9 protein-coding genes are annotated in these 12,694 nt (G+C 50.2%); 3 read left to right on the top strand and 6 right to left on the bottom strand.

The features are described 5' to 3' along the window. The first annotated feature begins 4 nt into the window (after positions 1–4). The 3 genes from ABV300_RS05885 to ABV300_RS05875 all read left to right on the top strand — a co-directional run bounded on the left by ABV300_RS05885 (position 5) and on the right by ABV300_RS05875 (position 1,495). Entirely contained in the window at positions 5–664 is a 660-nt protein-coding gene (locus tag ABV300_RS05885) for a class I SAM-dependent methyltransferase (protein WP_353713968.1), read from the top strand. Positions 665–1,017: 353 nt separating this feature from the next. Continuing rightward, positions 1,018–1,296, top strand: coding sequence for a hypothetical protein (locus ABV300_RS05880; RefSeq protein ID WP_353713967.1), 279 nt, complete (start codon positions 1,018–1,020; stop codon positions 1,294–1,296). A 1-nt stretch (position 1,297) separates the two neighbouring features. After that, a complete protein-coding gene (locus ABV300_RS05875; protein ID WP_353713966.1) occupies positions 1,298–1,495 on the top strand; it encodes a tautomerase family protein in 198 nt (65 codons plus the stop codon). On the opposite strand, the gene rimI is transcribed toward ABV300_RS05875, so the two are convergent. From rimI to ABV300_RS05845, 6 genes are all read right to left on the bottom strand, one after another. Next, complete coding sequence (gene rimI / locus ABV300_RS05870; protein ID WP_353713965.1) at positions 1,492–2,094, bottom strand: ribosomal protein S18-alanine N-acetyltransferase; 603 nt, start codon at positions 2,092–2,094, stop codon at positions 1,492–1,494. The two genes, ABV300_RS05875 and rimI, sit on opposite strands and share 4 nt — an antisense overlap. A gap of 42 nt (positions 2,095–2,136) precedes the next feature. Next, on the bottom strand, positions 2,137–2,673 hold the full coding sequence (locus ABV300_RS05865; RefSeq protein ID WP_353713964.1) for an epoxyqueuosine reductase QueH: 537 nt from the start codon (positions 2,671–2,673) through the stop codon (positions 2,137–2,139). A gap of 11 nt (positions 2,674–2,684) precedes the next feature. Then, the gene (ruvB, locus tag ABV300_RS05860; protein ID WP_353713963.1) at positions 2,685–3,734 is read right to left on the bottom strand and encodes a Holliday junction branch migration DNA helicase RuvB; all 1,050 of its coding nucleotides are present in this window, start codon (positions 3,732–3,734) and stop codon (positions 2,685–2,687) included. Positions 3,735–3,777: 43 nt separating this feature from the next. Continuing rightward, positions 3,778–4,764, bottom strand: a complete 987-nt coding sequence (locus tag ABV300_RS05855) for a hypothetical protein (protein ID WP_353713962.1) — start codon at positions 4,762–4,764, stop codon at positions 3,778–3,780. Positions 4,765–5,025: 261 nt separating this feature from the next. After that, positions 5,026–8,904 (bottom strand): DNA-directed RNA polymerase subunit beta', encoded by a 3,879-nt coding sequence (rpoC, locus tag ABV300_RS05850; RefSeq protein WP_353713961.1) that lies wholly within the window; start codon positions 8,902–8,904, stop codon positions 5,026–5,028. Then, positions 8,897–12,658 carry a DNA-directed RNA polymerase subunit beta gene (locus ABV300_RS05845; RefSeq protein ID WP_353713960.1) on the bottom strand — a complete coding sequence of 1,254 codons (3,762 nt, stop codon included), beginning with the start codon at positions 12,656–12,658 and terminating at the stop codon, positions 8,897–8,899. Before ABV300_RS05845 ends, rpoC begins: the two co-directional genes overlap by 8 nt. Between the last annotated feature and the right edge of the window lie 36 nt (positions 12,659–12,694).

Raw genomic sequence — 12,694 nt, 5'->3', positions numbered from 1 at the left:
AGTTATGTCAAATAGCATTAATTCCCCTACCTTCGATAAAATAGCCGCCGGCTGGTACGGTTCCCGTCACCATACAATTTTTAAAACCGAACTCGATGAACTGGCCAGTCGCTGGCAGGGTGGCCGGCTTATCAATATTGGCTGCGGCCACGGCGCCGATTTCCTGCCCTTCAGAGATATATTCGAGTTATTTGGTATCGATGAATCACCTGAAATGCTGAAATTTGCCGCAAAATATAAAAAAAAATATAACTTCATCGCGGAGTTAAAACAGGCTGATATGCGGGCTATACCCTATCCCGAAGCTTACTTCGATAACGCTATCGCCGTTGCCAGTCTGCATCACATCGAAGGAAGAGAGGAGCAGTTGAGGGCACTCAGGGAGATGCACCGGGTCATGAAGCCGAAAGCTGAGGCCTTTATCACGGTTTGGAACGCTTGTCAGCCACGTTTTTGGCTACGGCGGCGAGACACTTATATTCCCTGGAGGTCAGGCGCTGAAATTACCCAACGCTTCTACCACCTGTTCACCTACGGTGAGATGGAGAAGCTAGTGAGATCAGCCGGGTTCATCATTATCAAATCAGTACCGGAGGCCCGTTATGGGCTGCCGGTTAAACATTTCTCTCGCAATATTTGTCTCATAATCAAACGTGCTGATTGATTTGTTTGCGAGCGTTCAAACTGCTAACATTATTCCAGTTTATTATAGTCTGGTCTATGAGGAGTAGTTATGCTGGTAAACATAGTTTGTCCCAAATGCAATACTTCGGGCGGATTCTCGATTACTGACGCCTATTATATAGGACCATATAAATGCTGGAAATGCCGTGCGGTTCTTAAGATCAACATGGATAACAATCGCCTTGTCAGCTGTGAAGCAATGTCAGATGAAGAAGCTGCGCGGTTTGAACAGGAACAGGAAATGAAGCGACGTTCCCGGGGCGGTCGGTAACAGTTCAATTGGAAACCTTCAACGGGCAGATACACTTGCCCGGTTCTGACCATACAACGGATATGACTCTGGAAATCGACTGGATCAGTAAGGTGGTTTCTATTAAGTTCACTCATCCTGAGGGCGGCTTTTCCCAGTGGCCCGGGTTAATGGTACAGACCGTCGGTGTCGAAGAAGCTGTGTTTCGTACCCGCGGCATCCCGCCGAGTTTCACTCATTGGTGGCACCTGGCCAGGAGCAGTGACGATGCTCTTTGGGGTCTTGTCATCGCCGCTCCTGATGTTCATGGCGATTGGCAGACATGCCCGCTGGTGTTAAAGAAATTCGTCCGGGAGGTATAGAATGCCGGTAGTCATCGTCGAGATGCACGAGGGGCGCACAGTAGCCCAGAAAAAACAGCTTTCTGAGGGTATCACCCGCGAATTTGAGAAAATCGGCACTGCCCCGGAGAAAGTTACGATTATCTTTCGTGATGTTCCTAAATACAACTGGTCGACCGGAGGGCGATTGGCGGCGGAGACTCTGGCAAAACCTCTTTAAAAAACCGTCTCCAACGCCCTCCTGGCTGAATCAAACCGTTGGCTGCAGTCTTGCGAATTAACATTGTCAAGGGTCATTATCAAAGCATCCTCGCGATTATCGGTATAATAAGCCCGACGTACGCCCTTGCTGATGAAACCATGTTTGAAATAGAGGTTTTGGGCTTCAAAGTTCGATGTCCTGACTTCTAGGGTGACAATCTCCGCATCTCTTTGAATCGCTTCAATAACGACATTAACCAGTAATAGGTTCCCAAGGCCTCTCCGACGGTGTTCCTTTTTTACTGCCAGACTTATGATATGGGCTTCGCCGGCCATCATCCAGAAACCAGCGAACCCGGCAATCGTTTCGACGGGACCGGTAACATCGTGCCTAGAAAGCTTATTCTTAAGCCAGTTAAATGGCTTTGGATCCGGGGGAAACACCATGGTCCCATTTCCTTGTGGTGGCGAATATACGGCAACTATATAAAAAGCCATCTGGTTTTCAAGTTCGCGGTGGTAGTTTATAGGAGGCCACATTGTCGGGAAGGCTTCCCGGTCGATTGCCGTTACTTGAGTTACATCATCGCGACTCATCGGCCGCACTTTGTAAAGCATGATCACATTCTATTACAGGCGGCAAAACCTGTAAATTCGATATTAATTAGCAGTTTGTCCACCGTTTTGCTGATGTTTGCTGTGAGCGCAGCCGCAGTACTGTTGCCGGTAAAGTGCCTGTGCTTTGGTAAGGATGCGGCTGTCAGAATACCGCTTGCGGAGGTCGGCGTAATAGAATCTGACCTTGTGTCGGTCAGCAGCTTCGATACCAATACACGCTAACCGATCGTGCTGCTGCTTTGGACTGATAAGCAGACTGCTGGTGAAACCATCGTAGCCATTCTCCTGGGCACAAGTCGCGGTAGCTTCCAAACGCATCTGGTAGCACCTTTCGCATCTGCTTTCAGTTCCGCTGGTATTAAAGTAGCGGTCGGTGTCGTAACTTGGTGACATCACAACGGGAATACCAGTGCTGCTTAGGAGAGTCTTAATGGCCTCCAGCCTTAGCTGATGCTCGGCGTAGGGATGAATATTGGGATTATACCAGAAGGCAGTCACTTGAAAGCCTTGCTGACGCCAGAATTTAAGGCTGTAGGCGGAACAATGGACGCAACAGCAATGGACGAGAAGACTTGGCAAGTTCGCTCAACTCACAACAACGAACCTTGTGGTGGTGATTCGGGTTCCAAAGTCGGACGCGATTTGGGGGATTTCAGGTTGAGATGGTCGTATGCGCGGGGTGTGGCGACTCGGCCGCGGGGGGTGCGTTCCAGAAAGCCGAGTTGCATCAAGTAAGGCTCATATATATCCATGATAGTGTCTGCATCTTCAGAGATAGCTGCCGCCAATGTCTCGAGGCCGACCGGTCCACCGGAAAATTTTTCTATAATCGCTTTTAGCAGTTGATGATCAATATTGTCGAGGCCAGCAGCGTCGACCTCGAGTCGTCCAAGAGCCGTCACCGCGATGTCATGGTCAATAATACCTCGGCCGCGCACCTGGGCATAGTCACGAACCCTTTTTAATAAGCGGTTGGCGACTCGCGGTGTGCCGCGGGCTCGGCAAGCGATCTCTTTAAGCCCGTCGCTTGATGCCTCTACGCCGAGGATAGACGCCGACCGCCGTAATACAGCCTCGATGTCGCCATCGTTGTAAAAGTTGAGGCGGTATACGGCGCCGAAACGGTCGCGAAGCGGTGAGGATAACATGGCGTAGCGCGTCGTCGCTCCGATGAGAGTAAAGGGTGGCAGTTTCAAACGCAGACTTTTAGCGCCTGGACCTTTGCCAATGACGATGTCAAGCGCGAAGTCTTCCATGGCGGGGTAGAGTATCTCTTCTACGGTCCGGCCAAGCCGGTGGATCTCGTCAATGAACAAGACATCGTGAGGTTGAAGTCCGGTGAGTATCGCCGCCAGGTCGCCCGGGCGCTCGATAGCTGGACCTGAGGTAATGCGGATATTAACTTCCATCGCATGGGCAATAATATAAGCCAGTGTTGTCTTACCCAAACCCGGCGGACCATACAAGAGCATATGGTCTAATGATTCTTTTCGGGCACAGGCAGCGGCAATGGTTACTGCCAGGTTGTCTTTTATCTTACCCTGACCGATGAACTCCTCTAGCCGCCTGGGCCTGAGGCTGATATCTAGCTTTGGTTCATCGGCTCCGGATTTGGTTGAAACAATCCGTTCAGGCATCAAAATTAATCTCGGCAATTATCGCTATTTAAAGGTGAATGAAAAATCACGTGTTTCGCGCCACGAGGATCAGTATAAGAATGACTACAAAGGCTCCGCCAATCATCAAACCGGGAATTGTATTGTCGTTCAAGTCGCCGTTATTGTCGGCGGGAATAGTTGGGGTTGCTGTCCCTCCTGGTGATTGCACCACCACGTTCAATACCGCGGTGACCGGCGGGTTGAATGGCGTCCTATCATTTTGTACCAGTTGAATCCCAAGAGAATGGGTGCCCGGAGCCAGGTTTGTCCATGTTTTTGAAGTTACCGCCCCTTCGGTATAGGTCCCCGGAGCTGTAATCGCCGTCTTGCCTTGCTCGACCGGAATTTCTACGTCAAGATAGTAGATCACCCGGCCTTCGCCGGCAATATTGGGCCGGGTGCCAGTCAACAATGTTAAATTCTCGACATCTATAGATAATGTCACCGTTCCAGTGCCGAACACGGCTCCGTTTACTGGGCTGGTTATGGCTATAACAGGGGGAACTTGAACGAACCCCAACAACGCATACGTTGAGAAATTCGTAATTGATGCAGATACACTGTTGGCTATGATATCGACCAGACTTGGCAAGGCATGCCATCGGGCACCATCCCATTGGCCGATGTACAGATTAGATTCAAGAATTTCCTTGGGAATGCTAGTTTCATTATAAAAGAAGGTCATCCCCACCGTCGGGCTGAAAGTCGCTCCTGGAGTTCCTAAAGAATACGCGTAAATCATCCTCTGGTGGGGTTCAATAGAGGGAGGTGATGTTTCCGGCAAAGCGGAGATGAATGGTTGTGGCTGACCTGCTGCGTTTCTAATAAAGGTACCGGAAGGGATGCTAATAGACAGTACCCCATCAAGTGTGGTCATCAGGCCGTCAGTTGTGGTTCTGCCTGTTGGATTCATCCATGGTGCCGTGCCCTGCAGGTTAACGCCAAAGACTTGAAAATCTGATGCCGTCTGCGCCTTTGACACCGTCGGGAATAATCCTGAAATACCGATCATAACCAGAGTTGCAACCGTAAGCCATGAGTATTTTGATCGTCGGACTGTTCTGGCTCTATTATTTTTCATATCGAAATGTTCTTAATTACTCAACGATTATTAGCCTTGTCATGTTCCGAGTCATAATACACCGATACCCAAATTCAATACAACCGGTACAATGGATTAAACCCCAGCAATGAATATCCCGGCGAATCTGGAATACACCAAAGAGGGGAAGACATCAGATGCCTTCCCCTCTTAATTAAAGCATATTTTGTATTAGATGACTGGCTGTTCTAGTTGCACCAATTTGGCAGCCTCTAACTCGGCGGCTTTATCCGCGGTGGCGTCACGGCATGACTTACACTGTGCCGGAATCAGTTTGCCAATGATCACGTTCTCTTTAAGGCCGGACAGATTATCTTTCTTTCCATGGATCGCCGCATCGGTTAACACTCGTGTCGTCTCCTGAAAGGAAGCGGCAGCCAGCCATGATTCGGTTGACAGGGAAGCTCTAGTGATGCCCAGTAGCACCGTGTGTGCCGTTGCCGGTTCACCACCCTCGGCCAAGATATTGGCATTTTTGTCTTCATAACGATACCTGTCAACCAACTCACCCGGAACGAGTTCCGTATCACCAGAGGAATCGATTCGCACCCTATTCATCATCTGTCGGACGATTACTTCGATGTGCTTGTCGTTAATATGAACACCCTGGGAAAAGTACACTTTCTGTACTTCTTCAACTATATAACGTTGAACGGCCTCTTTCCCGAGTACCGCCAGGATGTCCTGGGGATTCACCGATCCATCAGTTAGTTTCTGCCCGGCCTTGACCGAATCCCCGTCTTTGATGGCGATATGGGAGGCAGCCGGGACCTGGTAATGGCGTTCGTCAACATCTTCGTACTTAATCACTAGTCGATTGCTCTCGATACCGACGCGTCCGCCGACACGGGCAACGAGAACAGATCCTCCGGCGGTTAGATGCGTTGATTTCTTAGCGGCGTCGGGAGCGGTGGCCAGGACACTCCCCATGTCAACTGGCTGCCCTTCTGTTACCTCGATATTCCATCCTTCGGGCAGATCATATTCGTCCTGATAGGTTTCCCGAGCGATAACCTGTACTGTTCTGCCCTCTTCAGATTCCTTTACCTGAGCGATGCCATCTATCTCCGAAATGATAGCTTGGGCTTTAGGCGGTCGGGCTTCAAAAAGTTCTTCAACGCGCGGCAAGCCGGTAGTAATATCCATACCGACCACGCCGCCGGTGTGGAATGTCCGCAGAGTGAGCTGGGTACCGGGCTCGCCGATACTCTGAGCAGCAACGATACCGACAGCGGTATAGTGCTCAACGGCATGACCGCGGCCGAGGTCTCGCCAATAACACTTCTGGCAGATGCCTCGCCTGGAGCCGCAAGACAAAGGCGATCTAACATATACTGAAGTAACCCCGGCGGCAGAGATTTCCCTGGCCTTGGCGTCATCGATTTCACCATTGCGCTCGACCAGGATTTCGCCTGTTTGCGGGTGGGCTACCGGCATCGCGGCTAAACGCCCGGAAATACGTTCCGCCAGAGGCGGCAATATGCCCTTTTCTTTGGGTTCTTCAATCCATAACCCGTCCATGGTCCCGCAGTCGTCTTCGAAGATAATAAGGTCTTGAGTAACATCTATCAAACGCCGGGTAAGGTAACCTGAACCGGAGGTACGAAGAGCGGTATCGGCCAAACCTTTTCGGGCGCCATGAGTGGAGATAAAGTATTCAATGGCCGACAATCCTTCCCGCAGTGAAGACTTGATGGGGAAGTCTATAATTCGCCCGGAAGGGTTGGTCATTAAGCCGCGCATACCAGCCATCTGACGAATCTGGGAGATGTTACCTTTGGCGCCTGAGGTGGCCATCATATAAACGTTCCCGGTCGTGTCAAGCCCTTTCTGGATGGCGGAGGTTACGTCTTCAGTAGCTTTCATCCAGATTTCGATGACGCCTTGATAGCGCTCATCATCGGTGATTAGCCCTTGGGCGTATTGATGCTCGATGGTTGTTGTCTCGTGTTCGGCGGCTGAAAGAATGCCAGCTTTTGCTCCGGGTACTGCAACGTCACTCATCGCGATGGTGATACCGCTTCTGGTTGCATACTTGAAGCCGAGCTGTTTGATACGATCTAAAGCCAGTGCCATCTCTTGGTCGCTGACAATTTTCTTGAATTCGCCGATAAGTTTTCGGATCGTAGATTTATCAACTGGTTTATTGAAGAAAGGAAGTCCTGCAGGCAAGGCTCGATTGAAAATAATGCGTCCGGCCGAGGTCTTAAGTGTCTCCCCTTCAGAAGTCCGAACGCTGATCTCCGCACGAAGGTCGATCAGTCCTAATTCAAGATAGCGCTGTACTTCATCGAAATTGCCGAAACGCTTGCCTTCGCCTTTCAAACCGGAGCGTACTGTCGTCAAATAGTAACAACCGAAAACCATATCCAGGCTGGGTGTTACTACTGGATCCCCAGAAGAAGGCAGCAGCATGTTATGGATAGAAAGCATGGCTTCGCGCGCTTCCTTCACGGCTGCTTTAGAAAGCGGAAGGTGTACCGCCATTTGGTCGCCGTCGAAATCGGCATTAAAAGCTGAGCAAACGAGTGGGTGGATTTGTATCGCTGAACCGTCGATCAGCACTGGTTCAAAGGCCTGTATGGACAATCGGTGCAGAGTGGGTGCGCGATTGAGCATCACCGGCCGGTCTCTAACAACATCCTCAAGAATATCGTATACCTCAGGTCGAGCCCGTTCTACCAGCCGGCGGGCGCTTTTAATATTCGGAGCTAAACCATCGGTCACCAATCTATGCATGACGAAAGGTTTGAACAGCTCCAGAGCCATCCTTCTGGGCAATCCGCACTGGTGCAACTGAAGGGTAGGTCCGACAACTATTACAGAACGCCCGGAGTAATCAACACGCTTGCCTAACAGATTCTGGCGGAAGCGTCCCTGTTTGCCACGCAGCAGGTCGGAAATTGACTTGGCTTTATGATCGCCTGAAACGGCGATACTGCGGCCTCGGCGGCCGTTGTCTATGAGAGAATCTACCGCCTCCTGCAGCATACGTTTTTCGTTACGAATGATGATCTCTGGCGCACCAATCTCCAGGAGATGCTGCAACCGATTGTTGCGGTTGATGACCCGACGATATAGATCATTCAGGTCAGAGGTCGCGAAACGCCCGCCGTCAAGTTGAACCATGGGACGGAGATCAGGCGGCAGCACCGGTAATACCGTCAAAACCATCCACTCAGGTTTATTGCCGGAGCGGCGGAACGCTTCAACCAGCTGAAGCTGTTTGGAGGCTTTCTTGCGCCGCTGCCCGGAACTTGAACGAGTCTCCTGGATGAGGTGGTTACGCATTTGGCCCAGGTCAATAGTTCTTAACAGGTCAAGTATGGCTTCGGCACCCATCTTGGCTTCAAAAACGTCGGGGTACCGTGTTTTCAGATCATAGTACTGACTTTCGGTTAAAAGGTTGCCTCGCCTCAACCCGGTTAGTTGATCTACCAGGTTGAGTGTTTGTTCTTCTGATTCTGCTCGTTCGGTCTCGAAATCTCGCCTGAGGGTATTTATTTCTTGAATGTCGGCTCCGGAAGATTCGAGCGTGGCAACTCTACTTTCAAGCTCTGCTTGACGATCGTCGAGTTCAATATTGCGGCCTTTCTCAAGACCGGTTATTGCCTGAGATCGGGCAGTTTCATTGACGGAAGTAATCGCGTAATGGGAGAAATATACTATCCGCTCGAGACTGCGGGTTGAAAGATCTAGAAGCAACCCAATTCGTGAAGGAATACCTCTTGTGAACCATATGTGGCCAACGGCGCAGGCGAGCTCAATATGCCCCATCCGTTCGCGCCTGACCTTAGCCCTGGCAACCTCCACGCCGCATTTATCGCAGATGATGCCCTTGTACCGGATGCGCTTATACTTGCCGCAGGAGCATTCGAAGTCTTTTGTAGGACCAAAAATACGTTCGCAAAACAAGCCGTCTCGTTCAGGCTTCAATGTCCGGTAATTGATAGTCTCCGGTTTAGTGACTTCACCATACGACCAGCTCCGGATCTGCTCCGGTGAGGCAAGCGAGATTCGAATGGCGTCAAAATCAATGACTTCATTCATCTTGGTTATCGGTATCCTCTTCTTCGTCTTCGTTACTTTCCAGAAGTTGTGAGGTCAGTTCGCTAGCTAATGCCGATAGTTCCGACTCCTCTTCCGGCAGCGGCGTTTCTTTTAGCCGTTCCGCGGGTAATACTTTTTCTTCTTCGTTGATGACTTCAACCGCCAAACCTAAGGATTGGAGCTCTTTTACCAGCACCTTGAATGACTCCGGTACGCCTGGTTGAGATACATCCTCGCCTTTTACGATAGACTCATAAGCTTTAGCACGTCCGGTTACGTCATCGGATTTTATGGTTAACATTTCCTGTAAGTTATAGGCTGCCCCGTAAGCCTCCAGGGTCCAAACCTCCATCTCGCCGAAACGCTGTCCGCCGAATTGGGCTTTACCTCCTAAAGGCTGCTGGCTGATCAAAGAATAAGGGCCAGTAGCGCGGGCATGCACCTTATCTTCCACAAGGTGGATCAGCTTTAAGATGTACATGTTGCCAACGGTAATCGGCTGATCGAAGAAATCGCCGGTTTTTCCATCTCGGAGAATCATCTTGCCCGCAATCGGGGAAGAAATATTCTGTTCTTTTGCCAGTTTAAAAACGAGTTCATCCAGTTCGTTGGCAGGGATTTTCCTTGCGTCTGAAACACCATGCTCCTCAAGCCAAAGCCGGAGACAAGTTTCACGACCGAAACCCGGATAGTTATCGTCAAAAGTACGCGACCCATCCCATCCCTTGGAATTCAGCCATTCGATTGTTTTCGTAGCGACCGTCTTGGCATCTTTCGCCTCATAGTCCAGTTTTATCAAGCCGGCGCTTTGAGCAACATATGCTCTGGCTAAATCATCTTCGATAGCTACATCGGTCGCGCCATCGAATACCGGGGTACGCACCTTAAACCCGAGCAGATGTCCGGCCCAACCCAGGTGTAGTTCCAGAATCTGGCCCAGGTTCATGCGGGAGGGGACGCCGATGGGATTTAATACGACATCAACCGGCGTGCCGTCGGGTAAAAACGGCATATCTTCGGATGGAGCGACGATAGAAATCACACCTTTGTTGCCGTGACGTCCCGCCAGCTTATCGCCGACTGATATTTTTCTCTTCTGGGCTACCCACACTTGTACCCATTTGTTTACTCTTGCCGGCAAATCGTCGCCGTTGTCGCGTGAAAAGACTTTAACGGCAATGACTTTTCCCCACTCGCCATGCGGCATTCTGAGTGAAGTATCTTTAACTTCGCGGGCTTTTTCGCCGAATATCGCTCTCAGCAGCTTTTCTTCGGCTGATAATTCGGTTTCACCTTTGGGGGTAATTTTCCCGACTAGAATGTCATCAGGTCCAACTTCAGCGCCGACGCGGATAATGCCTTCTTCGTCGAGCTCGCGCAGCGATTCTTCACCAACGTTAGGTATGTCTCGTGTTATCTCCTCCAGGCCAAGTTTGGTGTCCCTGGCTTCAACTTCATGCTTTGAGATATGAATTGAAGTGAACCTATCGGCTTTGACCAGACGATCGGAAATGATAATGGCATCTTCATAGTTATAACCGTGCCAGCTCATAAAGGCACAGATAACATTCTGCCCAAGGGCCAGTTCACCGTTCTCAGTAGCAGAAGAATCAGCCAGCACCTGACCGGCGATCACAACATCCCCGGCAGACACCACAGGGCGCTGGTTAATGCAGGTACCTTGGTTGGTACGCATAAATTTTATTAGCTTGTAGGTGTCTTCGCCTTTTCCATCGGTCTTTACAACGATTTTTTCAGAGGTTACCGATTTAACAGTTCCGGAATTTCTGGCAAAAATGACATGACCGGAATACCTGACTGCCTCCATCTCCATACCTGTCGCGACCAGGGGTGCCTCGGGTCGAAGCAAAGGAACCGCCTGCCGTTGCATGTTGGCGCCCATTAATGCACGGTTGGCATCATCATGTTCGAGGAACGGTATAAGAGAAGCCGCCACAGAGAATATCTGTTTGGGCGAGACATCCATATAATCGATTTTCATTGGTGGTTCGTAGAGGTATTGCTCGCCGAATCTGGATTCGATACGTTCATCTAAAAAGCGTCCCCGTTCATCCAGTCGGGCTGTAGCCTGTGCGATAACGTATTTATCCTCTTCGTCGGCCGAGAGATAAGGGATCTCATCAGAAACGAACGGCTCCACCGGTATCAAGCGCTCGGGTAGCTTGGCCAGGACTTTAAATGTCTTGCTGTCAACAACGCTGCCCGCGGAAAGAATAGTCTCCCCTGATTCATCGGTGATTGTCTCCCGGACAGCAAGACCCACAAGTCTGGAATCGTGGTTATGTAGTTCTTTAAATACTTTGCGATACGGAGTTTCAATAAAACCATACCGATTGACCCGGGCGTAAGTGGCAAGTGAACCTATGAGACCGATATTTGGACCTTCCGGGGTTTCGATCGGACAAATGCGCCCGTAGTGGGAGAAATGGACGTCGCGAACATCGAAACCGGCCCGTTCTCTGGATAGACCGCCAGGACCCATCGCAGAAAGGCGCCGCTTATTCGTCAATTCTGAAAGCGGGTTTGTCTGATCCATAAACGAAGAGAGTTGCGATCCGCCGAAAAACTCTCGGACAGCGGCTACAACCGGCCGGATGTTGACCAGGCCCGAGGGAGTAACCTGATCCAGCGCAACGATGCTCATTCTCTCTTTCGCCACCCGCTCCAATCGAAGTAAGCCAACACGGAATTGGTTCTGAATGAGCTCACCTACTGTGCGGATTCGACGGTTGCCCAGGTGGTCAATATCATCTTTATGGTCAATGCCATTATTTATGCGGATGATTTGTTTAATGATCGCAATGATATCTTGTTTGGTTAAAGCCCTGTTTTCCTCGGCGACAATATCTTTCAGTCCGAGACGGCGATTAACTTTGTAGCGGCCAACCATGCCTAAGTCGTAGTGTTCTGGACTGAAGAACATGTCGTTGACTAACCTGCCCGCGTTTTCCACGTTTGCGGGGTCTCCAGGCCGCAGCCGGCCGTAAATATCAATTAAGGCTGAGTTGGTGTCCCGGATTAATTGATCCTTTTCGATCGATGCCCTGATGTACGAATGTTCTGAAACGGTATCCACATCGCAAAATAAATCGATCAGTTCTTGATCGGATCCGTATCCAACTGCCCGCAAGAAACTAGTCACAGGGATTTTTCGTCTGCCATCGATCTTGACTGAAATGACATCACGGTTGGAGGTTTCAAATTCTAACCAGGCTCCTCGGCTAGGAATAAGAGAGGTATGGCATAAAGGTCGGCCTGTCGCTGTATCTTCCTGAACGGTAAAATATACGCCCGGGGAACGAAGAAGCTGGCTCACGATAACCCTTTCGGTCCCGGAAGTGATGAATGTGCCGTTGCGGGTCATCAGCGGCAAATCTCCGAAGAAAAGTTCAAAAGGTTCTTTGATTTCTCCGGTGGCCTTGATGATAAGTCGGGCTTTTACGTAAAGCGGAACGGAATAGCTCTGATCGCGTTCACGGCAATCCTCTTCGGAAAGGCGGGGCTCCCTGAATTCATAACCTATGAATTCAAGTTCCATACGATTGCCGTTAAAATCTTTGATTGGCGAGATCTCTTCAATCAAATCCTTTAAGGCATCTTCCATGAACCAGCGGAACGAGGCTAACTGGATGTCGATGAGATTAGGGACTTCAACTACATCCGGAATCTTTGAATATGACTTGCGGGGAGCGGCTACCGACGGCATGCCGGTAGCTGGCAGTAATGAGACCATGTCTACTCCTTAAAAGCGATTACTTAAGGAAAAACG

It is taken from the genome of Dehalogenimonas sp. 4OHTPN (assembly GCF_040448695.1).
GTDB lineage: Bacteria > Chloroflexota > Dehalococcoidia > Dehalococcoidales > Dehalococcoidaceae > Dehalogenimonas.
Note: the sequence above shows the minus strand (reverse complement) of the source record. Positions and strands in the feature narration are given on the sequence as shown.

Excerpts from the sequence above, each read along its gene's own strand:
- rpoC (WP_353713961.1), bottom strand. The coding sequence starts at position 8,904 with ATGAATGAAGTCATTGATTTTGACGCCATTCGAATCTCGCTTGCCTCA.
- ABV300_RS05875 (WP_353713966.1), top strand. The coding sequence starts at position 1,298 with ATGCCGGTAGTCATCGTCGAGATGCACGAGGGGCGCACAGTAGCCCAG.
- ABV300_RS05855 (WP_353713962.1), bottom strand. The coding sequence starts at position 4,764 with ATGATCGGTATTTCAGGATTATTCCCGACGGTGTCAAAGGCGCAGACG.
- ABV300_RS05885 (WP_353713968.1), top strand. The coding sequence starts at position 5 with ATGTCAAATAGCATTAATTCCCCTACCTTCGATAAAATAGCCGCCGGC.
- ABV300_RS05845 (WP_353713960.1), bottom strand. The coding sequence starts at position 12,658 with ATGGTCTCATTACTGCCAGCTACCGGCATGCCGTCGGTAGCCGCTCCC.
- ABV300_RS05880 (WP_353713967.1), top strand. The coding sequence starts at position 1,018 with ATGACTCTGGAAATCGACTGGATCAGTAAGGTGGTTTCTATTAAGTTC.
- rimI (WP_353713965.1), bottom strand. The coding sequence starts at position 2,094 with ATGCTTTACAAAGTGCGGCCGATGAGTCGCGATGATGTAACTCAAGTA.